This is a genomic window from Streptomyces sp. NPDC048288 (assembly GCF_043201555.1).
Classification (GTDB): Bacteria; Actinomycetota; Actinomycetes; order Streptomycetales; family Streptomycetaceae; genus Streptomyces.
This window is the reverse complement of sequence record NZ_JBICZD010000007.1, coordinates 572,317-595,224: the sequence shown is the minus strand read 5'-3', so window position 1 is coordinate 595,224 and position 22,908 is coordinate 572,317. Positions and strand designations below refer to the sequence as shown.

The window sequence follows — 22,908 nt, the reverse complement described above, 5'->3', positions numbered from 1 at the left end:
GTCTCCTTCATCCTCGCGATGTCGAGACGGCGGACCGGCCAGGGGCCCTTGGTCATCTCGGAGCCGAGGAAGAAGTTCCGCCACACCGGCATCAGCGGGACCGTGGCGAGGTCCTGGTAGACGGTGGCGATGCCCTTGTCGAGGGCCTCGCGCGGGGTGGAGAAGCGGACCGGCTCGCCGTCGACGAGGAAGTCGCCCTCGGTGTGCTGGTGCAGCCCCGAGATGATCTTGATCAGGGTGGACTTGCCGGCGCCGTTGTCGCCGAGCACGCAGGTCACCTGGTTGGGGAAGACCTTGAGGTCGACGCCGTGCAGGGCGCGGATGTTGCCGTACGACTTGCCCGTGCCGCGCAGTTCGACGATCGGGCCGCCGTCGGTGGGCGCCTCGTCCTGGAGGACGGCCCCGTGGGTTCCGGTGGTGTTGTCTGTCATCGGGTCACCTCCTGGTCGCGGTCCGCTGGACCCACAGATTGATCATCACGGCGCCGAGCAGCATCACGCCGAGGAAGGCCTTGAACCAGTCGGGGTTCCAGCCCGCGTAGACGATGCCCTGCTGCACCATGCCGAACATGAAGGCGCCGAAGACCGGGCCGATCGCCGAGCCGGCGCCACCGGTCAGGAGGCAGCCGCCGATGACGGCCGCGGAGATGTAGATCAGCTCCTGGCCGACGCCCTCGCCGGACTGCACGGTGTTGAAGGAGAACAGCTGGTGCATGCCGACGAACCAGGCGCCGAGACCGACCAGCATGAACAGCGAGATCTTGGTGAAGTTCACCGGGACGCCGACCGCGCGGGCGCTCTCCTTGTTGCCGCCGACGGCGAAGATCCAGTTGCCGTACTTGGTGCGCAGCAGCACCCAGGTGGCGATGGCCGCGAAGACCAGCCACCAGATGATGGTGATCTTCACCTGGACGCCGCCGATGTCGAAGGACGACGCGAAGACCGCCTTGACCTGGCCGAAGCCGTCCATGTTGCTGATGTCGTCGGTGGCGACGTTCCCGGTGACCAGCTTGGTGACCGCGAGGTTCACACCTTGCAGGATCAGGAAGCTGCCCAGGGTGATCAGGAAGCTGGGAAGTCCGGTGCGGACCACCAGCCAGCCGTTGAGGAACCCGATGGCGAGCGAGACGACGAGCGCGGCGATCACGCCCACCCAGACGTTCATGGACAGCTGGTAGGCCAGCATGCTCGCGGTGAGCGCCGAGGTGACCACGGCGACACCGGCCGAGAGGTCGAACTCGCCGCCGATCATCAGCAGGGCGACCGGGATGGCCATGATGCCGATGGTGGACGACTGGTACAGGATGTTCGCCATCGAGCTGGCCTCGCGCACCGGCGGTGCGGTGACCAGGAAGAAGACGTAGACCGCCACGGCACCGAGGAAGACGCCGACCTCAGGGCGGGCCAGGAGCCGCAGCGCCAGGGGCCGTTGCGCGGTCCGGCCGTCCTTCTCCTTGGGGCCGGGGGCCGGCGGTGTGGCCACCGCCGGCTGTGCCTGCTGACTCATACCGATCACCGGGTGCCCTTCGCGGCGAACTCGGCGACCTTGTCGACGTTGGACTTGTCGACGAACGCCGGGCCGGTCAGCACGGGCTGCTCACCGCCGCCCATGTAGTTGCCGTTGTTCTTGTAGAGCCACAGCGAGTCGACCGCCAGGTAGCCCTGCAGGTAGGGCTGCTGGTCGACGGCGAACTCGATGGTGCCCTTGCTGATGGCGCCGGTCAGGTCCTTGTTCAGGTCGAAGGTGGCGATCTTCGCCTTGCTGCCCGCGTCGGACACCGACTGCACGGCGATCAGCGCGATGGGGGCGCCGAGCGTGACCACGTGGTCGATGGCGGTGTCCTGCTTCAGCTTGGCGGTGATCGTGGACTTGACCGAGGTCGGGGAGGTGCCGTCGACGTACAGGGTCTCCGTGGTGCCCGAGAACGTCTTCTTCACGCCGTCGCAGCGCTGGGTGAGGCCGACGTTGCCCTGCTCCTGGATGACACAGACGACCTTCTTCGCGCCCTCCGTGTTCAGCCGGTTGCCGAGCGCCTCGCCGGCCACCGTCTCGTCCTGGCCGAAGAACTCCATGAGCCCGAGCTTCTTCCAGTCGCTCACACCGGAGTTGAGACCGACGACGGGGATGTTCGCCGAGGTCGCCTTGGTGATGACGTCCTTCATGGCGTCGGGCTTGGCGAGGGTGACCGCGATCCCGTCGACCTTCTGGTCGATCGCGTTCTGCACCAGGTTGGCCTGGTTGCCCGCGTTCGGGTCCGCCGAGTAGATCAGCTTGATGTTGTCCTTGGCGGCCGCGGCCTCGGCACCCTTGCGGACGATGTCCCAGAAGGTGTCGCCCGGCGACTGGTGCGTGACCAGCGCGACCGTCATGCGGGGGGTGCTTGCCTTGCCCGCGTTGGCGGAGGAGCCGCCCTCCTCGGACTTCTTTCCTCCGGAGCTGCTGGAGCAGCCGGCGAGGGTCAGGGCTGCCGCCGCGGCCACGGCCACGATGGGGGCCAGTCTGCGCGAACGGGAATGGGATGAGCGGTCCATCTCTCCTGCACCTCACTGTGCGACGGGGAAGGGCTGTGCGTTGGGACGGGATACAAGTCCCTGTGAGGCCCGCTGTCAATACTTTGTTAAGACATCATTTCACACTCAGGTCCGAATGTAAGTACAAACCATTGACAGCGCGACCTGCCCCGATCTACACCTGAGGGGGCCGTTCCGAAGGCGATCTACCCGCTCCTGCCGGGCGTACCCCTGCCCAGGTACGCCACCCCGTCCGAATGAGGTCCCCCATGAGCCAGCCGACCACCCGCCTGACCGTGGCCCAGGCGCTGGTGCGGTTCCTGTCCGCCCAGTACACCGAGCGCGACGGTGTCCGGCACCGGCTGATCGCCGGCACCTGGGGCATCTTCGGCCACGGCAACGTGGCCGGAATCGGCCAGGCGCTCCTGGAGTACGGCGACGTGATGCCGTACCACCAGGGCCGCAACGAGCAGGCGATGGTCCACGCGGCGGTCGGCCACGCCCGCCAGCTGGACCGGCTCTCCGCGCAGGCGGTGACCACCTCCATCGGCCCGGGCGCCACCAACCTGGTGACCGGCGCGGCCCTCGCGACCATCAACCGGCTGCCGGTGCTGCTGCTGCCCGGCGACTACTTCGCGAGCCACGCCCCCGACCCGCTGCTGCAGCAGCTGGAGCACCCGACCGAGTTCGACGTCTCGGTCAACGACACCCTGCGCCCGGTCTCCCGCTACTTCGACCGGATCACCCGCACCGAGGCGCTGATCCCGTCCGCGCTCAACGCCATGCGGGTCCTCGCCGACCCGGCCGAGACCGGCGCGGTCACCCTCGCCCTCCCGCAGGACGTGCAGGCGGAGGCGTACGACTGGCCCGAGGAGTTCTTCGCCGAGCGCGTCTGGCGGGTCCGGCGGCCCGCCCCCGACCAGGTCGAGCTGGCGGACGCGGTGGCCGCTGTGCGGGCCGCCCGGCGGCCGTTGCTCGTGGCGGGCGGCGGGGTCCACCACAGCCGCGCGGAGGACGCCCTGAAGGCGCTCGTGGAGGCCACCGGCATCCCCGTGGCCTCGACACAGGCGGGCAAGGGCTCGCTGCGCCACGACCACCCGGCCGACCTGGGCGGGATCGGCCACACCGGGACCGCCGTCGCCGACGACCTGGCCCGCACCGCCGACCTGGTCATCGGCGCCGGCACCCGGTACACGGACTTCACCACGGCCTCCGGCACCCTCTTCCAGAACCCCGGCGTCCGTTTCCTCAACCTGAACATCACCGGCTTCGACGCCCACAAGCAGTCCGCCCTCCCGCTGGTCTGTGACGCGCGTACCGGCCTCGCGGCGCTCACCGAGGCCCTGGCCGGGCACCGCGTCGACGCGGCCTACGAGGACGAGTACCGGGCCGGCAAGGAGCGCTGGGAAGCCGTCGTCGAGGCCGCCTACCGCGCGGACGACGAGGACGCCGTCCCGACCCAGACCCAGGTGCTCGGCGCGCTGGACGCGGTCGTCGGCGATGACGACGTTGTCATCAACGCGGCCGGCTCGCTCCCGGGCGACCTGCACAAGCTGTGGCGGGCCCGCTCCCCGCGCCAGTACCACCTGGAGTACGGCTACTCCTGCATGGGCTACGAGATCCCGGCCGGCATCGGTGTCCAGCAGGCGGCCCCGGAGACCGTCGTCTGGTCGCTGGTCGGCGACGGCACCTATCTGATGATGCCGACCGAGATCGTCACCGCCGTCCAGGAGGGCCTGCCGGTCAACCTGGTCCTGATCCAGAACCACGGGTACGCCTCCATCGGCGGCCTCTCCGAGTCGGTCGGCGGCGAGCGGTTCGGCACCGCCTACCGCTTCCGCGCCGCCGACGGCACCTTCTCCGGCGCGCCGCTGCCGGTCGACCTGGCCGCCAACGCGGCCAGCCTCGGCATGGAGGTGCTGCGCGCCAAGACCGTGCGGGAGCTGCGCGAGGCGCTCGCCGCGGCCCGCGCGAGCGACCGGCCGACCTGTGTGTACGTCGAGACGGACCCGACGCCGACCGCTCCCGGCGCGGAGGCCTGGTGGGACGTGCCGGTCGCCGAGACCGCCTCCCGGGAGGCCGCCGTGCACGCCCGCGCGGACTACGACCGCCAGGTCGCCGGCCGCCGCCGCCAGCTGTGAACCCCGACCCGCGCTCTGGAAGGAGGTGTCCCGGTGGCCCGAACCGGTGATTCCGCCCGCGCCGCGACCGCCTCGGCGCTCGACACCCTGGACTTCGCCCTGGACCGCGGCAGTCCGGTACCGCTCTACTACCAGCTCGCCCGGCAGCTGGAGGAGGCCATCGAGCACGGGGTACTCGCCCCGGGCAACCTCCTGGGCAACGAGATCGACCTGTCGGTGCGGCTCGGCCTCTCCCGGCCCACGGTCCGCCAGGCCATCCAGTCCCTCGTCGACAAGGGGCTGTTGGTGCGCCGCCGGGGCGTCGGCACCCAGGTGGTGCACAGCCAGGTCAAGCGGCCGCTGGAGCTGAGCAGTCTCTACGACGACCTGGAGTCGGCCGGGCAGGGCCCGACCACCCGGGTGCTGCGCAACGAGCGGATCCCGGCGACCGCCGAGGTGGCCGCCGCGCTCGGGATCGCCGAGGGCGCGGAGGTGGTCGTCCTGGAACGGCTGCGCTCCACGCACGGCCAGCCGGTGGCGTTCCTGTGCAACTACCTGCCCGCAGCCCTGCTCGAACTCGACACGGAACGGCTGGAGTCGACCGGCCTGTACCGGATGATGCGCACGGCCGGCATCACCCTGCACAGCGCCCGGCAGACCGTGGGCGCCCGCAGCGCCACCGCCGAGGAGGCCGCCCGCCTCGACGAGAAGGAGGGCACCGCCCTGCTCACCATGCAGCGCACGGCCTACGACGACACCGGGCGGCCGGTGGAGTACGGCAGCCATGTCTACCGGGCGTCCCGGTACGCCTTCGACTTCCAGCTGCTCGTACGGCCGTAGAACGCCCCGTGCCGGGCCGGTTGCAGTGGGCTTAACCGCTGGTCCCGCCCCACGAAACCAACATGCCCGCACACGAGCCCCCATGAAGTTTGTCCCATGGGGGCTCCGTCGTACCGCTTTGTTCAACAAACCGGCAGGCGACCATGTCGATTACGTTTCGGGCAAGAGACGGGCGAGAGAGACGCAGGCTATTGACGCATGAGCGGACAAGCGGCTGTTATTGCGCCCACGATGTTCGGCCGAGTTGGTTTCTGATCGGTTTCGGGACCTTTCGAAGATCAACTCTTCCCCTTGCCGAACCCTGTTACTCAGGAGCCGCCATGCGCATCTCCCCGTCCGGTCTTCACGTGCCGGGTCCGAGCCGCCGTAACGTCCTGCGCGGTGCCGGTTCGGCCGCCCTTCTCGCCGGCGCCGGCATACCCCTGCTGTCCGCCTGTGGCGGCAGCGGCAGCTCGTCGGACCCCAAGACCGTCAGTGTCGGCTCCAACGACTCGGACGCCGTGCCGAAGAAGGCGTACGCGTCCGTGTACTCGGCCTTCCAGAAGCAGTCCGGCCTCACCGTCAAGGTGAACACGAAGGACCACAACACCTTCCAGGAGCAGATCAACTCGTATCTGCAGGGCACCCCGGACGACGTGTTCAAGTGGTTCGCGGGCTACCGGATGCAGTTCTTCGCGTCCAAGGGCCTCGCCTCCTCGATCGACGACGTGTGGGCGAAGATCGGGGACAACTTCCCCGACGCGATGAAGAAGCTCAGCAAGGGCGCGGACGGCAAGTACTACTTCGTGCCGATGACCACGTACCCCTGGGCGGTCTTCTACCGCAAGAGCGTCTTCCAGGCGAAGGGCTACGAGGTCCCGACCACGTGGGACCAGCTGGTGGCGCTGTGCAAGCAGATGAAGAAGGACGGCCTGGTCCCGATCGCCTTCGGTGACAAGGACGCCTGGCCGGCGATGGGCACCTTCGACCAGATCAACTTCCGCCTCAACGGCTACGACTTCCACGTCGAGCTGATGGCGGGCAAGGCGGAGTGGACCGACTCCAAGGTCAAGGACGTCTTCGACCACTGGGCCGAGCTGCTCCCCTACCACCAGGACGGCTTCATGGGCCGCACCTGGCAGGACGCCGCCCAGACCCTGGTGTCGAAGAAGGCCGGCATGTACCTCCTGGGCACCTTCGTGGCCCAGCAGTTCACCAACGCCTCGGACCTGGAGGACCTCGACTTCTTCCCGTTCCCGGAGATCAACTCCGCGTACGGCCAGGACACCGTGGAGGCGCCCACCGACGGCTTCATGGTCTCCAAGTCCCCGAAGAACCACGACGGTGTCGTCAAGCTCCTGGAGTACCTGGGCACCCCGGCCGCCGAGGAGCTCTACCTCAAGGGCGACCCGAGCGTGGTGGCCGCCTCCAGCAAGGCCAGCACCGCGTCGTACTCGACCCTGCAGAAGAAGGCGTTCGACATGATCGGCGCCGCCAAGAGCCTCACCCAGTTCATGGACCGCGACTCGCGGCCGGACTTCACCTCCACGGTGATGCAGCCCGGTCTGCAGAAGTTCCTGCAGAACCCCAAGGGCGTCGACAGTCTGCTCTCGTCGATCGAGCGCCAGAAGAAGACCATCTTCGCGTCCGAGTGAGCATCCTGAATGACGACTGAATCCCCCACGAAGTCCCAGGAGGCGGCCGCCGTGCCGCCTCCTGGGCGCGCGTCCAAGAACAAGCGGGTCCAGCAGGGGCACAGGCGCCTGCTGACCCGCCGCGACCGGATCACGCTCGCCTTCATGGCGGGCGTGCCGACGATCCTCCATGTCCTCCTGGTCTGGGTGACCGCCCTGGCCTCGATCCTCCTGGCCTTCACCTCCTGGGACGGCATCGGCTTCGACTCCATCAAGTGGGTCGGGCTCGACAACTTCCATCAACTCTTCACCGACAACCCGCAGTTCTGGCCGGCCGTCGAGCACAACGTCATCTGGTTCGTGGTGCTCATCCTGATCCCGACCCCGTTCGGGCTCTTCCTGGCCGTGCAGCTGGACAAGAAGATCCGGTTCAGCCGGGTCTACCAGACGGCCTTCTTCCTCCCGGTCGTCATCTCGCTGGCCTGCATCGGGTTCGTCTGGCAGCTGATCTACAACCCGGACACGGGCCTGATCAACAGCCTCATCGGCGCCAACAAGCCGGGCCACTACATCGACTGGATCGGTGACCCGAACCTCAACCTGTGGGCGGTCCTGGTCGCCGCGTCCTGGCGGCACACCGGCTACATGATGATCCTGTACCTGGCCGGCCTGAAGAGCGTCGACCCGTCGCTGCGGGAGGCCTCGGCCCTCGACGGCGCCAACGAGTGGCAGACGTTCAAGAACGTCATCTTCCCGACGCTGCGCCCGACCAACACCATCGTCCTGGTCGTGACCATCATCGAGGCGCTGCGCGCCTTCGACCTGGTCTTCGTCTTCAACAAGGGCGCCCAGGGCACCGAGTTGCTCTCCATCCTGGTGACCAACAACATCATCGGCGAGTCCAGCCGCATCGGTTACGGCTCGGCGATCGCGGTGGTGCTGCTGTTCATCTCCCTGATCGTGATCATTCCCTACCTGATCGCGACCTTCCGGAAGGAGCGCCGCGCATGAGCACCGTGAGCAACGCGCTGCCCAAGCAGCGCAACCCGATCCGCCCGGCCCGCGTGCTGCTGCACGTGTTCCTGGGCGGTACGGCGCTGGCCTGGCTCGCCCCCCTGCTGTGGGCGATCTTCTCGGCCATGCGCCCGTACAGCGAGACCAGCAACCGCGGCTACGTGTCCTGGCCGCACACGCTGAACTTCGACAACTTCAAGAACGCGTTCGAGCAGTCGGACATGACCCACTACTTCATGAACACGCTGGTCATCGCGGTCCCGGCCGTGCTGCTCACACTGTTCCTGTCGTCGATGGTCGCGTTCTACGTCGCCCGGTTCGACTTCAGGGTCAACCTGTTCCTGCTGCTGGTCTTCACCGCCGGCAACCTGCTGCCGCAGCAGGTCATCATCACCCCGCTGTACCGGATGTACCTGCTGACGAACCTGCCGGGCATCACCGCGAGCGGCAAGCTGTACGACTCGGCGCTCGGCCTGGTCCTGATCCACGTGGCGTTCCAGTCCGGGTTCTGCGCGTTCGTGCTGTCGAACTACATGCGCTCGCTGCCGCACGAGCTGACCGAGGCGGCGCTGGTGGACGGCGCGTCGGTGTGGCGGCTGTACTGGCAGATCACGCTGCCGCTGTGCCGGCCGGCGATGGCGGCCCTGGCGACCCTGTTGTCGATCTGGATCTACAACGACTTCTTCTGGGCGCTGGTGCTGATCTCGACCGGTGAGAACATGCCGATCACCTCGGCGCTGAACAACCTCTCCGGCCAGTACTTCACCGACCCGAACCTGGTCGCCGCCGGTTCCCTGCTGACCGCGATCCCGACGCTGCTCGTCTACTTCGCGCTGCAGAAGCAGTTCGTCAGCGGTCTGACCCTGGGCTCCGCCAAGGGCTGATCCGGCCCCGTCCGAAAGAGAACCACCGTGCACAACCCGTTCACCCCGGTCGCCTCCGTACCCGTGGACACGCGCACCGCCCGTGTCCACGAGGAGGGCTGGCAGTCCTGGTCGCCGAGCGGCGGCTACGCCCTCGGCGCCGCCCCGTACCGCCCGGCCAACGCCAACTGGGCGACCGTGTGCTACCGCCCCGGCCGCAGCGTGCCCGCCGGCGCCTTCCAGGGCGAGGGCCTGCTGGCGCTCGACCCGGGGGACGGCTCCCCGGTCCGGCTCTGGGCGGCGACGGACCCCACTCATGAGGTGCCGTCGATCCGGCTGACCGTGGCGGACGGGGTCGCGGAGGTGACGGCCGACGGCGCGGTCAAGGAGTGGAGCGGTACGGGCCTCCAGTCCGTGCTGGCCGGCTGGGCCGACGCCCTGGCCCTGCCGGCGCCGCGCCCGGCGCCCACCGTGTGGTGCTCCTGGTACGAGTACTTCACGGCCGTCACCGAGGACGACATCCACGAGAACCTGCGGGCGATGGACACCCTCGACCTGCCGATCGACGTGGTGCAGATCGACGACGGCTACCAGAGCGCGCTCGGCGACTGGCTGAACCTCTCCGGCCGGTTCCGCTCCCGGCGGGGCATCGCGGACGCGATCCGCGGCCGCGGCCGCCGGGCGGGCATCTGGACGGCGCCCTTCCTGGTCGACCCGGCGAGCGCGCTGGCCGAGACGTACCCGGACTGGCTGGTCCGCGACCCCGACGGCAACCCGCTGCACGCGGGCCGCAACTGGGGCCACGACCTGTACGTCCTGGACACCACCCACCCGGCCGCCGCGGCCTACCTCACCGACGTCTTCGCGACGCTGCGCGCCGAGGGCTACGACTACTTCAAGACCGACTTCCTCTACGCGGGCGCCATGGACGGCGTACGGCACTCCGGCGCGGACGCGCTGACCGCCTACCGGCTCGGCATCGCCCTGATCCGCGAGGCGATCGGCGCGGACGCCTACCTGCTCGGCTGCGGTGCGCCGATCCTCCCCTCGCTCGGCCTGTTCGACGCGATGCGGGTCAGCCCCGACACGGCCCCGCACCGCCGCCCCGAGGCCGACGACTACAGCCAGCCCGGCCAGGACCCGGCCGAGTTCACCGGCGTCGGCCGCCAGTGGCAGCACGGCCGCCTCTGGGTCAACGACCCCGACTGCCTGATGGCCCGGCCCGCCGTGGAGACCCGCGCCCGCTGGGCCGCCCATGTGGAGGCCGTCGGCGGCCTGGTCGCCTCCAGTGACCGCCTGCTCTCCCTCGACCCGTGGGGCGTGGAGACGACCCGCCGCCTGCTGACCGGAGCTGACCGATGAGCGACCGCACCCTTTCCGTTCCCGGTATCGCCTACGGCGGCGACTACAACCCCGAGCAGTGGCCCGAGGAGGTGTGGGAGGAGGACGTCCGCCTGATGCGCGAGGCGGGCGTGAACATGGTGAGCGTCGGCATCTTCTCGTGGGCGCTCATGGAGCCGTCCGAGGGCGTCCACGACTTCTCCCGCATGGACCGGATCCTCGGCCTGCTGCACGAGAACGGCATCGCCGCCGACCTCGCCACCCCCACGGCCGCCCCGCCGGCCTGGTTCTTCCGCGCCCACCCCGAGGCACTCCCGGTGGACCACGACGGCCGCACCCTGTCGTACGGCAGCCGCCAGACGTTCTGCCCGAGCAGCCCCGCCTACCGCGAGGCCGCGCTGCGGATCACGGGCGCGATCGCCGAACGGTACGCGAGCCACCCGGCCGTGCAGATGTGGCACGTCCACAACGAGTACGGCTGCCACAACGCGGCCTGCTACTGCGACACCAGCGCGGAGTCCTTCCGCCGCTGGCTGCGGGCCCGGTACGGCGACGACCTGGCCGCCCTCAACCACGCCTGGGGCACCACCTTCTGGAGCCAGTGGTACTACGACTGGGACGAGATCCTGCCGCCCCGCGCGACCGGTGCCGTGCCCAACCCGACGCACCAGCTGGACTGGCGGCGGTTCTGCTCGGACGAGCTGCTGTCGCTGTACAAGGCGGAGCGGGACGTCCTGCGGGAGGCGGCCCCCGCCATCCCCGCGACCACCAACTTCATGGTGATGTACAACTTCGACGCCCTCGACTACTGGCGCTGGGCACCGGAGTTGGACGTGGTCGCCAACGACCACTACCTGATGTCCGCCGACCCCGAGTCGCAGATCGACATCGCGCTGAGCGGCGATCTGATGCGGTCGCTGGCGGGCGGGCCCTGGCTGCTGATGGAGCACTCGACCGGCGCGGTCAACTGGCAGCCCGTCAACCGGGCCAAGACGGCGGGCGAGTTGCGCCGCAACGCGCTCGCCCATGTGGCGCACGGCGCGGACGGTATCGCCTACTTCCAGTGGCGGGCGGCGAAGGCGGGTGCCGAGCAGTGGCACTCGGCGATGCTGCCGCACGCCGGGACCGACAGCCAGATCTGGCGGGACGTGGTCCGGCTGGGCGCGGACCTGCGGGCGCTGGCCGAGGTCCGCGGCAGCACGGGTACGGCCGACGTCGCCGTCGTCTGGGACTGGGACGCCCGGTGGGCCGTCGAGCTGCCGTCCCAGCCGAGCGGGGAGCTGCGCTACCTGGACGTCGTCCGCGCCTGGTACGAGCCGCTGTGGCGGGCCGGCGTGGCGGTGGACTTCGTACGGCCGGACGCGGACCTGTCGGCGTACAAGGCGGTGCTGGCGCCGAGCCTGTACCTGGTCGACGACACCGGCGCGGCGAACCTCGCGTCGTTCGCGGAGGCCGGGGGCAGCCTCGCCGTCGGCTTCCACAGCGGTGCGGTGGACGAGAACTGCCATGTGCGGCTGGGTGGTTACCCCGGGGCCTTCCGGGAGCTGCTCGGCGTGTTCACCGACGAGCTGTTCCCGCTGCTGCCGGAGGAGCGCGTGGCGCTCGACGGGGGCGGGACGGGGTCGCTGTGGACGGAGCGGGTGCGGCTGGAGGGGGCGGCCGCGGTCGCGTCGTACGCCGACGGTCCGCTGGCCGGGGGGCCGGCGGTGACCCGGCGCACTGTCGGCTCGGGTGCCGCGTGGTACGTGGCGACGCTGCCGGACGCGGACACGCTGGCGGGGCTGCTGGACCGGATCCGTGCGGAGGCGGGGGTGGCGTCGGGGCGGGAAGTTCCGGCCGGTGTGGAGGTGGTTGTGCGGCGGGGTGCGGACGCGGACTTTGTGTTCGTGATCGACCATGCCGGGGAAGGGGCCGAGGTTCCGGTGTCGGACGGGGCGGTGGAGTTGCTGTCCGGAAAGCCTGCGGACGGGACTGTCGTCGTGGCGCCCGGCGAGATCGCCGTCGTGCGGGAGTCTCGGCTGGACGCGTAGCGCCCAGGAGCGGAAGGGCTGTTCGGCGGCTGCGGCGCCGTCGTGGCTGGTCGCGCCCACGCGGCGGAGCCGCACATCGATACAGCCCCGCGCCCCTACGGGGCGCGGGGCTGGGCCTCAGTCTGAAGCGAACGGGCCCTCCAGGGCTGCCCATTGCAGGAGCATGATGGTTTTGGCGTCGGCGATCTCGCCGGTGCGGATCATCTGGAGGGCTTGGCGGAAGGGGAGTTCGAGGGTCTGGATGTCCTCGCCCTCCTCGTCGAGGCCGCCGCCCTCGTGGGTTCGGGTGGAGGGGCCGTAGGCGGCCGCGTAGAAGGAGATCCGCTCGGTGACCGAGCCGGGGCTCATGTAGACGTCGAAGACGTGCTGGACGTCGCCGACCGTGTGGCCGGTCTCCTCGACGACCTCGCGGCGGACCGCGTGCTCCGGGTGCTCGTCCTCCTCGTCGAGGAGGCCTGCCGGGGTCTCGACCAGCATGCCGTCGGGGTGGCCGTTGACGTACGCGGGGAAGCGGAACTGGCGGGTGAGGAGGACGGTTTCGCGGTCGGCGTCGTAGAGGAGGAGCGTGGCGCCGTTGCCGCGGTCGTGGGTCTCGCGCTGCTCGGTGTGCCAGGTGCCGTCGGCGTGCTGGAGGTCGAAGGTGGTGGCCCGTTCAACGTACCAGTGGCTGGAGAGCAGTTGCACCTCCCGGACCTTCACGCGCGGGTTGCCGGTCAGGTCCAGGCCGGTGCGGTCGAGTCCGGTGCGGCCCCGGCGGTCGGGGGTGTCGGCCCCGGCGGTCATCGGGTACCGGCCGGGCGAGCGGAGACGTTCAGGTGGCTCATGATCACCTGTCTACCACCCGGCCGGCCGGGCCGATATGACCTAGTGCACTGCTTCCCGCGCGGGGCCCTCGTCGAGGAAGCCGCCCGACTGGTGCTGCCACAGCTTGGCGTAGGCGCCCTGGGCGTCGAGCAGTTCGTGGTGCGTGCCCTGCTCGACGATCCGGCCGCGGTCCAGGACCACCAGCCGGTCCATCGAGGCGACCGTGCTCAGGCGGTGCGCCACCACCAGTGCCGTGCGGCCCTCCATGAGCCGCCACAGCGCCTCCTGGACGAGCAGCTCGCTCTCGGAGTCGAGGGCGCTGGTCGCCTCGTCCAGGAGCAGGATCGGGGCGTCCCGGAGGATCGCGCGGGCGAGCGCGACCCGCTGCCGCTGGCCGCCGGAGAGCTTCACCCCGCGCTCCCCCACCATCGTCTCGAAGCCGTCCGGCAGGGCGTCGGCGAACTCCGTGACGTGCGCGGCCTCGGCGGCGATCCGGATCTCGGCGTCGGTGGCGCCGGGCCGGGCGAAGGAGATGTTGTCCCGCAGGGTGCGGTGGAACATCGCCGGGTCCTGCGGGACGTAGGCGATCTGGCCGCGCAGGTCGGCCTGGCGCAGCCGGCTGATGTCCTGGCCGCCGATGGTGATCCGGCCGCCGTCGATGTCGGTCATCCGCAGCAGCAGCCGGGTGAGCGTGGTCTTGCCGCCGCCCGACCGGCCGACGAACCCGAACTTCGACCCGCTGGGCACATCCAGCTCCAGCCCCTCGAACAGGGGTTTGGCACCCGCGTGGGTGAAGGAGACCTTCTCGAAGCGGACGCCGGCGGCGCGCGGTGCGAGCGGTTCCGGAACCTCCGGGTCGACCACGGACGGCGGTTGCAGGAGCAGTTCGGTGAACTGGGCCGCCTCCGTCATGGAGCTCTCGATGCGCCGGTAGATCTGGTTGAACTCGAACATGATCCGGGTCGCGTTGGAGTAGTAGGTGAAGGCGACCACGACCGCCTCCACACTGTGCCCGCCGCCCGCCAGTATCACCGCGAGCAGCAGGCCCACCGCGTTGGTCGCCACGGACATCGGGGCGACGAAGGTGTCGATGCGCAGGTTGCCGTAGTCCCAGGAGCGCAGGGTGCGCCGCCGGGACTCGGCGACCCGGGAGCGGTGTTCGGCGGCCTCCCGCTCCTCGGCGGCGAACGCCCGGACGGTGTCCATGTTCATCAGGCTGTCGGCGACATGCCCCGACACCCGGGCGATCGCCTCCTCACGCTGGTCGACCAGCCGCTGGCGGCGGCGGATCAGCGGGAACACGCACACCGCCGTGACCGCGATCATCGTGAGGAGCGCGATGACGAGCAGCGGTTCGTAGCGCCACAGCACCACGGACCCGAAGGCCAGCGGCACGAAGCTGCCCACGATGTTGAAGGTCAGGGTGTCGCCGAACTCCTCGAACCGGGTGGCGAAGCTCAGCACCCGCTTGGTGAGCGACCCCGCGAAGTTGTCGTGGAAGAACGCGGCGTCCTTGGCGAACAGTTCGTCCATGCCGATGACGTACAGCTGCTCGATGCCGAGGGCGTCCAGGCGGTTCAGGCAGTGCAGACCGATCCGCCAGAGCGTCTCCGCCAGCAGCAGGACACCGGCGAAGCCGAGGACGTACGGCAGTGTGGTGCCGAGGCCCAGGCCGTGGCCGTCGGCGATCCGGCCGACCAGCTTGGCCACGACCAGCGGGGCCAGGTAGTTGATTCCGATGTTGCCGAGCGCCGGCAGCAGCATCGCGGGCAGCGTGAGCCACTTGAGCCGGGCCAACTCCCGTCCGTAGTAACGAAGCGCGAGCAGCACCGCGCCCTTGCGCGGTCCCGTCGCCGGTAAATCGACAGAGGATGTCATCTCAACCCTGTGTAGTCGTCGCACGGCATGCCGAGTCGGCCGCCACATGGTCCGCGGCGGCCTGGAATCGGCTGGTCAGGAAAGGAAAGTGTCCCGCGACGGGGGTCCGGCGGTCCACGCATTTTTCCGCCGACGACTACGGAGCGAACACACGGTCGACGGCTGGGTGCGCGGGCACCGCCGTCCGAACGCGGTCATTTCGTCCGGTTCCACGTGAGACTCACGGTCAACTGCGCCGAGGCTCCGGCCGCCGTGATGATCGCCCCCGCCTGGGCGCTCAACTCGACGCCGAACTGTACGACCAGCGCATCCGGACGCTGACCGAAGTCCTCCACCTGCGCCGAGACGCTTCGCGCCACCGCCCGCACGGATTGCATGACGGACTCGAACGTGCCCTCCGCCTTCTTGATGACCGTGGATGTCGCAGCGCCCCGGGTGACCATCCCGGCCGCGCCCTGCTCGTCGCAGACCCTCACGAGCACGCCGCCACCCTCGCCTAGCGAGAATTCCATGATTGCCATAAACTCTTGATTAACACGAAATGACGAGTACCGCCAGATAGTTGACGGCTCTTCCAATTTCTGGACGCGCCCCTCCGTGAAGGGAGGTGAGCGATGTCACTCACCCTTGAGATCGTCCTCATCGTCATCGGCATTCTCCTCCTGGCAGCGGCGCTGATCGGCAGCGGAATTTCCAGGCGCCTCATGACCATTCCGAAGATGCATCGGGCACCGCGTATCATACTCGCCCTTTTGGGCGCGCTGCTGCTGGTCGGAGGGATGTGGGGGGTGACGACCCGGACCGAGAAACACGGACCCACCCTGGCCACCCTCCGAGCCCACATCCCACCCGACGTGCAATCCGGGCTGACGTGCAAGGACGCAAGCGAATCCCCCAAGGGAGCGGTGGAAATGTCCTGCAGCGCGGACAGCGTCCCGTATCAAGCCTGGTACGTCATGTTCCCCGACGTGAACTCCATGCAGGACTACTGGATCAACCAGGCAGGCCCGTCGGACCTCGCCGGATCGGACTGCAGCACCATGCAGGACTACGAGAAGGGGAGCAAGGTGACGTACCACTTCACTGGCGACTCCACCACTGTCGGCGATCAGGCCTGTTACGTGAGCGGCAAGACCACGGTGGCCATGTACACGGACCGGCGATTCAACATCGTGGTCTGGGCCCAGACCGATGACCCGCAGCGTTTTGCCGAATTCCAGAAATGGGTCAACAATACTTCACAGCCCACACCTGTCGGGAATGAGGAAACCACGCCACCGACACCCTCGCACACCGTCACACCCGAGTCCTGATCCGGTCCCGAGGGATGGGCACAATGGCGGCGGAATTTGATTTTGTGCTCAAAATGAGCGAGGCACCCCACGGCTATTCCGTCGAGGTGTCTTCGCCGTGCGGTGAGGACCGCTTCATCGTCGATATCGACGCCCGTGAACTGCTGGACCGGCTACCCTCTCTGGAAGCGGCTGTATTGGGATCCGCCGCGCGTTCCCGCGGCGCCGGGACCGGCCTGGAGGCACCTGCCCGTCAGGTCGGCGGCACGCTGTGCGACGCCGTGTTGCAGAACGCGATCAAAGCGCTGTACCTCTCCAGCAGGCAGAAGGCGCAGGATCACGGGCGACGGCTGCGCATGGTTCTCCGCATGCTTTCTCCGGAACTCGCCGCGCTGCCCTGGGAGCTTCTGTACGACGAGAAGCTCGGCGGCTATCTGTGCCTGCATCACCCGATCATCCGTTACGTGGAGATGCTGGAACCGGTCTCGCCGCTCCACGTGGACCCCCCGTTGCGCATCCTCGGCATGGTGTCGCTCCCCGGCTCCCTCGGCAGGCTGAACGCGGAGGCCGAGAAGGAGAGCCTGAGCACCGCACTCACACCACTCATGGACGAGGGGATGGTTCAACTCGACTGGGTGCGCGGAGAGACCAAGTCGGATCTCCTCCAATCGCTGTTGCGCGGCTGTCACATCTTTCACTTCATCGGCCACGGAAAGTTCGACGACCGCCGGCGCCAGGGGATGATCGTCTTCGCCGACGAGCAGGGTCGGGAGGATCCCCTGCACGCCGACGCGCTCGGCGCGCTCCTCAGCATCGCCGACCCCGCCCCGCGTCTCGTCGTACTCAACAGCTGTGAGACGGGGACCTCCCACGCGCAGGATCTTTTCTCCAGTACGGCAGCCAGGCTGGAGTTCACCGTGCCGGCGGCGGTTGCCATGCAGTTTCCAGTCACCGACAAGGCGGCCGTGCTCTTCTCCCAAGCCTTCTACCAGGCTCTGGCGGCGAACCGGCCGGTCGACGAGGCGGTGCGCACGGGCCGTGTCGCGCTGCGGGCCGACAAGGACGACAGCCTCGAATGCTTCACCCCAGTCCTCTACCAGCGCAGCGGCGACGCCCGGCTCTTCGACCTCACCACGTCCCTCCCGTCAAACGCCCCGGAGACCGTGGTCGGGCAGATGGATGAGATCGAGGAGGGGGAGGCGAAGCCGGAGCCCGGGCCATCCGCCTCTGCCCCTTCGACGCCACCGCCCGGTGTCACACCACGTCCGGCGATCGCGACCGGGCACTGGGTGGTCAGCATGGCCGTTCATCCGGAGGGGAGGCTGCTCGCCACCGGGTCCCGAAAGCTGGTGCGTGTCTGGGACGTGGTCAACGGGCACTCGACGTGGGAGCGACGGCTCGGCGGGTGGAGCACGATGGTCAATGCCATCGCGTTCAGCCCCGACGGCAGCCGGCTGGCGACCGGCAGCACCGACAACATCGCTCGCGTCTGGGAGATGGCGAGCCGGTCCGTGGTCCTGGAGCTGACCCACCGCCATTTCGTCAACACGGTGGACTTCGACGCCACCGGCAGGTACCTGGCCACCGGCAGCGCGGACGCGACGGCCTGTGTGTGGGACCTCAGCACCGGGACCCGTCTGCTGTCCCTGCGTCATGCCCGCGCGGTCAAGGCCGTCCGGTTCAGCCCGAACGGCCGCTGGCTGCTCACGGCGTCCGAGGACAAGAACGCATACGTCTGGGACGCGGACACCGGTCAGCAGCGGGCCCGGTTCCCGCACCACGACTTCGTACTCGATGTCGCCGTCTCACCCGACGGGCAGAAGATCGCCACGTGCAGCCAGGACCGCACCGCTCAAGTCAGGGAGGCGGGGACCTGGACCGAACTGTTCCAGGTGCAGCACAACGGCGGGCTGCGGGCGGTCGTGTTCAGCCCCGACAGCTCCGTGCTCGCCACAGGCAGCGAAGACGGTGCCGTATGCCTGTGGCAGGCCGACACAGGCCAGTCGCTGCTCGCCGACAAGCACCACCGTTCGGTGAACGCCCTGGCGTTCTACCCGGACGGCCGCTTCCTCGCGAGCGCGGGTGAGGACAAGGTCATCCGCAGCGTGCGGCTGCCCAAGCCCTCGTGAGTCGCCGCGCCCTGAGGTGTACTCCCTGTCCGTGGCACGGTCATCGCCGCTCCGCCCGCGTCGATCCGTCCGCCGGTCGATCGTCGTACCGCTCGTAGTCCGGGACAGTAAGGTCGAGCAGCCGGTCGATGTCCGCCGCCGCGGGCAGCGGGCCGTGGTCGCCCGTGACGCGGAGGGCGGAGACGGCCGTGATGTGGCCGAGCCGGAGGGCGCGGGTCGTCGTGCCGCCGCGCAGCAGACCGGCGAGGAAGCCCGCCGCGAACGCGTCGCCCGCGCCGACGGGTTCGACCACCGCGGTGCGCAGCGCGGGCACCGTGCACACGCCGTCCGCGGTGACGGCCGACGCGGCGCGGGCGCCGTCCTTGACGACGAGGATCCGGGGGCCGGGCAGCAGGCCCCGCAGCCCGGTGACGGTCAGGTCCGCGCCCCACAGCTCCTGTGCCTCGTCGAGGCCCGTGAAAACGATGTCGGCCCGGTCGGCGAGCGCGCGCAGCACGCCCGGCGCGGTGCCGTCCGGCCAGAGGGCGGCCCGGTGGTTGACGTCGAAGCTGATGGCGTACGGCCGTTGCGCGGCCGGGACGTCGAGGGCGCGGGACACCAGGGCGCGGCAGGACGGGGACAGGGCGGGGGTGATGCCGGTGAGGTGCAGGAGGGCGGCCGAGCGCAGCGGTTCGCCGTCGAGCAGGCCGGGGTCCAGGGCCGAGGCCGCCGAGCCGGTGCGGTAGTAGTGGACGGTCGTTCCGGTGGGGCCGGGGTTCTTGACGAGGAGGCCGGTGGGCCGGCCCGGGTCGGTGCGCACATGGGTGACGTCGACCCCGGCGGCGGCGACCGCGGCGCGGACGCGGCGGCCCAGCGGATCGTCGCCGAGGGCCGAGAGCCAGACGGCGGGCACGCCGTGGTCCGCGAGGTACATCGCCACGTTCGACTCCGCTCCCGCGAGGGACAGCCGCAGCTGCTCGGCGTCCGCCAGCGGCCGGGGCGGGTCGGGGGCCAGGGCCGCCATGGTCTCGCCGACGCAGACGACCGGGCCCGGCAGCGGAGGCCAGGGCGCCGTCACGGCCGTTCCTCCACGGCGGCCCGGAAGGCGCGGGCCCGGTCGCGCAGGGCACCGAGGTCGCCGCCGTCCGCCGCGTCGCCGACGAGGGGTGAGCCGACGCCGACGGCGGTCGCCCCGGCGGCCAGATGGGCCCGGGCGGCGGCCACGTCGACACCGCCCACGGGGACGAAGGCCGCGTCGGGGAACGGGCCCCGCAACGCCTTCAGATAGGCCGCTCCCCCGGCTTCCGCGGCCGGGAAGAGCTTCAGGGCGCTCGCGCCCCGGGCCTGTGCGGCGATGACGTCGGTGGGGGTGAGCACACCCGCCAGGACCGGCATGCCGAGGTGCTGCGCGGTGTCCACGCCGGCGCCGAGGCCGGGGGTGACGGCGAAGGTGGCGCCCGCGCGGTGGGCGGCGTGCGCGTCGGCGGCGGTCAGCACCGTGCCGACGCCCAGGGGACGGCCGGGGCCCAGTTCCTCGCGGGCCCGGGCGAGGACGGTGAGCGCGTCGGCGCCGCTCAGTGACACCTCGATCAGTTCGATGCCCTCCTCGGCCAGGGTCAGCACGGTGCGCAGGGCGGCGTCCGGGTCGCCGCCGCGCACGATGGCGATCAGACGACGGGCGGTGAGGGCGGCTCGCAGATCCACGAGCACATCTCCTTCCTCGGTCAGTGGGGGCAGTGGCAGGCGGCGCTCAGGGCGAGCCGCCAGCGGACCTCGCCCGAGGCGGGGACGCGGGCCGCGTCGTCCGGGCCCGCGTCGGCGAGGTCGAAGACGCGGCCGAGCATGGGCTCGACGCCCGTACTGCGATAGGGCCGGCCGGCCGGGAAGCCGCCCAGGTTGCGCCAGAGGGCGACGGACAGCGGCTGTCCCTCGGCCTCGACGGCCAGGGCGAGCCGGTCCGCGCCGTCGTGGACACAGCAGCGGCCGCCGGCCACCACGGCCCCGACCGCCGTGCCGTCGTCCGGTCCGAAGCGGTCGAGCCGCAGCCCGAGCGGTGCGGGCCAACCGCCCTCCAGCCAGGGTGTGCCGGCCGGCCAGGGGCGGTCCAGCAGGGGCGCCGCCTCCGGGAACAGCCGGGTGGGCGCTCCGTACCGGGTCCGTACGACGGCGTCCTCGGCGAGGTCCAGCAGGGCGTGCGCGGCCCACAGGAACAGGAAGCCGGGCTCGGCGGTCAGGGCGTAGGCGGCTTCGACGCCGTCGGCGGTGGCGCTCAACTCGCGGGTGAGGGTGAAGCGTTCGCAGCGGACGCGGTCGGTCCGCCCGTCCCGGGTCCAGGCGCGGGACCAGGCGTCGCCGTGGTCCGGGGCGCCGCGCACGGTGGGGACGCACTCCTCCAGTCCGCCCGCGTCGACGAACGCGTCGCCCGGCGCCACGCCGTCGCGTGCCACGCCGTCGGGCGCCACCCCGTCGCGTGCCGGGTCCTCGCGATGCCACAGCCATTCGCGGCCGCCGTGCCGCAAGGAGGTCCAACGGCCGCCGTGCGCGAGGTCGGTGACCGCCTCCATCACCACTCCGCGAAGGAGCCGTCGGGGTGCCGCCACACCGGGTTGCGCCAGCTGTGCCCGGTCCGGTCGGCCGCGCGGACGGCGCCCTCGTCGAGGGTGATGCCGAGTCCGGGGGTGTCGCCGCGCCGCGCGTGCCCGTCCACGAAGCGGAAGGGCTCGGGGTCGACGAGGTAGGAGAGCAGGTCGGCGTCCTTGTTGTAGTGGATGCCCCGGCTCTGCTCCTGGATGAGGAAGTTCGGGGTGGCGAAGGCGACTTGGAGGGCGGCGGCGAGCGAGATGGGGCCGAGCGGGCAGTGCGGGGCGAGCTGGGCGCCGTAGGTCTCGGCGAGCGAGGCGATGCGGTGCACCTCGGAGATGCCGCCCGCGTGGGACAGGTCCGGCTGGGCGACCGCGATGCCGGCGGCGAGGGCGGGCAGGAACTCGGCGCGTGAGTAGAGGCGTTCGCCCGTGGCCAGCGGCACCGGGCTCGCGGTGACCAGGCCGGGCAGCAGGTGGCCCTGTTCGGGGAGGACGGGTTCCTCCACGAACAGCGGGTGCAGCGGGGCGAGTTCGGCCAGCACGCGGCGGGCGCTCGCGGCGGTGAACCGGCCGTGGAAGTCGACGGCGACATCGCGGTCCGGGCCGAGGGCGTCCCGGGCGGCGCCCACCCGGGCGACGACGGCCGCGGTCTCGGCCGGTGTGGTGATCGGCGAGGTGGCGCCGGCGGCGTTCATCTTCACGGCGGTGAAGCCCGCCGCCACCTGGGCCGCGATCTGCTCGGCGAGCTCGGCGGGTTCGTCGCCGCCGACCCAGGCGTAGACCCGCACCCGGTCCCGCACCGGTCCGCCCAGCAGGGCGTGCACGGGCGCGCCGTAGGTCTTGCCGGCGATGTCCCACAGGGCCTGGTCGAGTCCCGCGACGGCGCTCGACAGCACCGGGCCGCCCCGGTAGAAGCCGCCCTTGGTGAGCACCTGCCAGTGGTCCTGGATGCGCAGCGGGTCCTGACCCATCAGGTACTCGGCGAGGACGTCGACGGCCGCCCGGACGACCTCGGCCCGCCCCTCGACGACGGGTTCGCCCCAGCCGACCACCCCGTCGTCGGTCTCGACGCGGCAGAACAGCCAGCGCGGCGGGACGAGGAAGGTCTCTATTCGGTCGATCTTCACTGACCGCCGCCGCCTTTCGTGTCGTCGTCGGAACCGGCCGCCGCGTCCGATCCGGCCGTCGCGTCGGGTCCGTGCAGCCGGGCCAGGTCGCGGCCGGCCTGGTCGAGCAGGGCGCGCATGGCGGTCTCGGCCGCCGCCGGGTCGCCGTCGCGCACGGCGTCCAGGACGGCGCGGTGGGCGGGGACGGGGTCCTCGCTGTGCGGGGCGCTGTGCACGATGCGGTCGCGGTGGGCCAGGCCCGACTCCAGCACCATCTCCATGCGTTCGAGCAGTTCGTTGTGGGTGGCGGCGAGCAGGGCGCGGTGGAAGGCGAGGTCCGCGTCGACGGCGTCGCCCGGGTCGGCCTCCTTCCGTCCCATCGCCGCCAGGGCGACCTCCAGGGCCACCAGGTCGGCCTCGGTGCGGCGCTCGGCGGCCAGCCGGACGGCGGCCGGTTCGATGATCGCCCGGACCTCGGCGAGGTTGTGCAGCAGCGACCGGTCGGCGTCGGTGGTGCGGCCGCCCTCGAACTGCCAGCGCAGTACGTCGGCGTCGAGCAGGTTCCAGTCGGCGCGGGCCCGCACGAAGGTGCCGCGTTTCTGGCGGGCGTCGACCATGCCCTTGGCGGCGAGCACCTTCAGGGACTCGCGCAGGGCGGTGAGGCTGACGTCGAGTTCGCTCTGCAGCGCCACCAGGTCGAGCGTGGCCCCTTCCGGGATCTCGCCGCCCAGGATGCGGCGCGCCAGGGCCTCCACGGTCTGTCCGTGCACACCGCGGCGGGCGTAGGGCGTCATGTCGTACAGCCTT

General features: G+C 70.4%; 20 protein-coding genes. 9 read left to right on the top strand and 11 right to left on the bottom strand.

The window, feature by feature from the left end:
- The 3 genes from ACGFZS_RS27585 to ACGFZS_RS27575 form a co-directional block, all read right to left on the bottom strand.
- The coding region (locus ACGFZS_RS27585) for an ATP-binding cassette domain-containing protein (RefSeq protein ID WP_393797365.1) at positions 1 to 431 on the bottom strand (431 nt) is incomplete at its 3' end.
- Positions 432 to 435: 4 nt separating this feature from the next.
- Positions 436 to 1,506: an ABC transporter permease gene (locus tag ACGFZS_RS27580; RefSeq protein ID WP_393797364.1), complete on the bottom strand. Its 1,071-nt coding sequence runs from the start codon at positions 1,504 to 1,506 to the stop codon at positions 436 to 438.
- A 5-nt stretch (positions 1,507 to 1,511) separates the two neighbouring features.
- On the bottom strand, positions 1,512 to 2,531 hold the full coding sequence (locus ACGFZS_RS27575) for a sugar ABC transporter substrate-binding protein (RefSeq protein WP_393797363.1): 1,020 nt from the start codon (positions 2,529 to 2,531) through the stop codon (positions 1,512 to 1,514).
- 248 nt (positions 2,532 to 2,779) lie between these two features.
- Between ACGFZS_RS27575 and iolD the strand changes: the two genes are divergently transcribed.
- The 7 genes from iolD to ACGFZS_RS27540 all read left to right on the top strand — a co-directional run bounded on the left by iolD (position 2,780) and on the right by ACGFZS_RS27540 (position 12,331).
- A complete protein-coding gene (gene iolD / locus ACGFZS_RS27570) occupies positions 2,780 to 4,651 on the top strand; it encodes a 3D-(3,5/4)-trihydroxycyclohexane-1,2-dione acylhydrolase (decyclizing) (protein ID WP_393797362.1) in 1,872 nt (623 codons plus the stop codon).
- Between the two features lie 33 nt (positions 4,652 to 4,684).
- Positions 4,685 to 5,470, top strand: a complete 786-nt coding sequence (locus ACGFZS_RS27565) for a GntR family transcriptional regulator (RefSeq protein WP_393797361.1) — start codon at positions 4,685 to 4,687, stop codon at positions 5,468 to 5,470.
- A 320-nt stretch (positions 5,471 to 5,790) separates the two neighbouring features.
- The gene (locus tag ACGFZS_RS27560) at positions 5,791 to 7,104 is read left to right on the top strand and encodes an ABC transporter substrate-binding protein (protein WP_393797360.1); all 1,314 of its coding nucleotides are present in this window, start codon (positions 5,791 to 5,793) and stop codon (positions 7,102 to 7,104) included.
- 9 nt (positions 7,105 to 7,113) lie between these two features.
- Positions 7,114 to 8,094 (top strand): carbohydrate ABC transporter permease, encoded by a 981-nt coding sequence (locus ACGFZS_RS27555; RefSeq protein WP_393662058.1) that lies wholly within the window; start codon positions 7,114 to 7,116, stop codon positions 8,092 to 8,094.
- Complete coding sequence (locus ACGFZS_RS27550; RefSeq protein WP_393797359.1) at positions 8,091 to 8,981, top strand: carbohydrate ABC transporter permease; 891 nt, start codon at positions 8,091 to 8,093, stop codon at positions 8,979 to 8,981. Before ACGFZS_RS27555 ends, ACGFZS_RS27550 begins: the two co-directional genes overlap by 4 nt.
- 27 nt (positions 8,982 to 9,008) lie before the next feature.
- Complete coding sequence (locus tag ACGFZS_RS27545; protein ID WP_393797358.1) at positions 9,009 to 10,322, top strand: glycoside hydrolase family 36 protein; 1,314 nt, start codon at positions 9,009 to 9,011, stop codon at positions 10,320 to 10,322.
- Complete coding sequence (locus tag ACGFZS_RS27540; protein WP_393797357.1) at positions 10,319 to 12,331, top strand: beta-galactosidase; 2,013 nt, start codon at positions 10,319 to 10,321, stop codon at positions 12,329 to 12,331. The genes ACGFZS_RS27545 and ACGFZS_RS27540 overlap by 4 nt, the downstream gene beginning before the upstream one ends.
- Positions 12,332 to 12,448: 117 nt before the next feature.
- Here ACGFZS_RS27540 and ACGFZS_RS27535 read toward each other — a convergent pair whose 3' ends face one another.
- From ACGFZS_RS27535 to ACGFZS_RS27525, 3 genes are all read right to left on the bottom strand, one after another.
- Positions 12,449 to 13,114, bottom strand: a complete 666-nt coding sequence (locus ACGFZS_RS27535; RefSeq protein ID WP_393797356.1) for an NUDIX domain-containing protein — start codon at positions 13,112 to 13,114, stop codon at positions 12,449 to 12,451.
- An 81-nt stretch (positions 13,115 to 13,195) separates the two neighbouring features.
- Positions 13,196 to 15,013 carry an ABC transporter ATP-binding protein gene (locus ACGFZS_RS27530; protein WP_393797355.1) on the bottom strand — a complete coding sequence of 606 codons (1,818 nt, stop codon included), beginning with the start codon at positions 15,011 to 15,013 and terminating at the stop codon, positions 13,196 to 13,198.
- Positions 15,014 to 15,207: 194 nt separating this feature from the next.
- Positions 15,208 to 15,534 (bottom strand): CU044_2847 family protein, encoded by a 327-nt coding sequence (locus ACGFZS_RS27525; protein ID WP_393797354.1) that lies wholly within the window; start codon positions 15,532 to 15,534, stop codon positions 15,208 to 15,210.
- Positions 15,535 to 15,627: 93 nt separating this feature from the next.
- Here ACGFZS_RS27525 and ACGFZS_RS27520 point away from each other — a divergent pair, with 93 nt between their 5' ends.
- Both ACGFZS_RS27520 and ACGFZS_RS27515 read left to right on the top strand, forming a co-directional pair.
- Positions 15,628 to 16,326 (top strand): hypothetical protein, encoded by a 699-nt coding sequence (locus ACGFZS_RS27520; protein ID WP_393797353.1) that lies wholly within the window; start codon positions 15,628 to 15,630, stop codon positions 16,324 to 16,326.
- A gap of 23 nt (positions 16,327 to 16,349) precedes the next feature.
- Positions 16,350 to 18,434, top strand: coding sequence for a CHAT domain-containing protein (locus ACGFZS_RS27515; RefSeq protein ID WP_393797352.1), 2,085 nt, complete (start codon positions 16,350 to 16,352; stop codon positions 18,432 to 18,434).
- Between the two features lie 40 nt (positions 18,435 to 18,474).
- Here the strand turns inward: ACGFZS_RS27515 and ACGFZS_RS27510 are convergent, their stop codons facing one another.
- From ACGFZS_RS27510 to ACGFZS_RS27490, 5 genes are read right to left on the bottom strand one after another with little or no spacing between them, the layout of a single operon-like run.
- The gene (locus ACGFZS_RS27510) at positions 18,475 to 19,491 is read right to left on the bottom strand and encodes a sugar kinase (RefSeq protein WP_393797351.1); all 1,017 of its coding nucleotides are present in this window, start codon (positions 19,489 to 19,491) and stop codon (positions 18,475 to 18,477) included.
- Positions 19,488 to 20,117 (bottom strand): bifunctional 4-hydroxy-2-oxoglutarate aldolase/2-dehydro-3-deoxy-phosphogluconate aldolase, encoded by a 630-nt coding sequence (locus ACGFZS_RS27505; protein ID WP_393797350.1) that lies wholly within the window; start codon positions 20,115 to 20,117, stop codon positions 19,488 to 19,490. Before ACGFZS_RS27505 ends, ACGFZS_RS27510 begins: the two co-directional genes overlap by 4 nt.
- A 20-nt stretch (positions 20,118 to 20,137) precedes the next feature.
- Positions 20,138 to 20,977 carry a hypothetical protein gene (locus ACGFZS_RS27500; protein ID WP_393797349.1) on the bottom strand — a complete coding sequence of 280 codons (840 nt, stop codon included), beginning with the start codon at positions 20,975 to 20,977 and terminating at the stop codon, positions 20,138 to 20,140.
- Positions 20,977 to 22,122 carry a galactonate dehydratase gene (gene dgoD, locus ACGFZS_RS27495; protein WP_393797348.1) on the bottom strand — a complete coding sequence of 382 codons (1,146 nt, stop codon included), beginning with the start codon at positions 22,120 to 22,122 and terminating at the stop codon, positions 20,977 to 20,979. Before dgoD ends, ACGFZS_RS27500 begins: the two co-directional genes overlap by 1 nt.
- The gene (locus tag ACGFZS_RS27490) at positions 22,119 to 22,895 is read right to left on the bottom strand and encodes a FadR/GntR family transcriptional regulator (RefSeq protein WP_393797347.1); all 777 of its coding nucleotides are present in this window, start codon (positions 22,893 to 22,895) and stop codon (positions 22,119 to 22,121) included. The genes dgoD and ACGFZS_RS27490 overlap by 4 nt, the downstream gene beginning before the upstream one ends.
- Positions 22,896 to 22,908: the final 13 nt, after the last annotated feature.

Coding starts and splice junctions, on each gene's coding strand:
- ACGFZS_RS27540 (WP_393797357.1), top strand. CDS start 10,319: ATGAGCGACCGCACCCTTTCCGTTCCCGGTATCGCCTACGGCGGCGAC.
- ACGFZS_RS27515 (WP_393797352.1), top strand. CDS start 16,350: ATGGCGGCGGAATTTGATTTTGTGCTCAAAATGAGCGAGGCACCCCAC.
- iolD (WP_393797362.1), top strand. CDS start 2,780: ATGAGCCAGCCGACCACCCGCCTGACCGTGGCCCAGGCGCTGGTGCGG.
- ACGFZS_RS27560 (WP_393797360.1), top strand. CDS start 5,791: ATGCGCATCTCCCCGTCCGGTCTTCACGTGCCGGGTCCGAGCCGCCGT.
- ACGFZS_RS27580 (WP_393797364.1), bottom strand. CDS start 1,506: ATGAGTCAGCAGGCACAGCCGGCGGTGGCCACACCGCCGGCCCCCGGC.
- ACGFZS_RS27525 (WP_393797354.1), bottom strand. CDS start 15,534: ATGGCAATCATGGAATTCTCGCTAGGCGAGGGTGGCGGCGTGCTCGTG.
- ACGFZS_RS27535 (WP_393797356.1), bottom strand. CDS start 13,114: ATGACCGCCGGGGCCGACACCCCCGACCGCCGGGGCCGCACCGGACTC.
- ACGFZS_RS27575 (WP_393797363.1), bottom strand. CDS start 2,531: ATGGACCGCTCATCCCATTCCCGTTCGCGCAGACTGGCCCCCATCGTG.
- ACGFZS_RS27555 (WP_393662058.1), top strand. CDS start 7,114: ATGACGACTGAATCCCCCACGAAGTCCCAGGAGGCGGCCGCCGTGCCG.
- ACGFZS_RS27530 (WP_393797355.1), bottom strand. CDS start 15,013: ATGACATCCTCTGTCGATTTACCGGCGACGGGACCGCGCAAGGGCGCG.
- ACGFZS_RS27500 (WP_393797349.1), bottom strand. CDS start 20,977: ATGGAGGCGGTCACCGACCTCGCGCACGGCGGCCGTTGGACCTCCTTG.
- ACGFZS_RS27520 (WP_393797353.1), top strand. CDS start 15,628: ATGTCACTCACCCTTGAGATCGTCCTCATCGTCATCGGCATTCTCCTC.
- ACGFZS_RS27550 (WP_393797359.1), top strand. CDS start 8,091: ATGAGCACCGTGAGCAACGCGCTGCCCAAGCAGCGCAACCCGATCCGC.
- ACGFZS_RS27490 (WP_393797347.1), bottom strand. CDS start 22,895: ATGACGCCCTACGCCCGCCGCGGTGTGCACGGACAGACCGTGGAGGCC.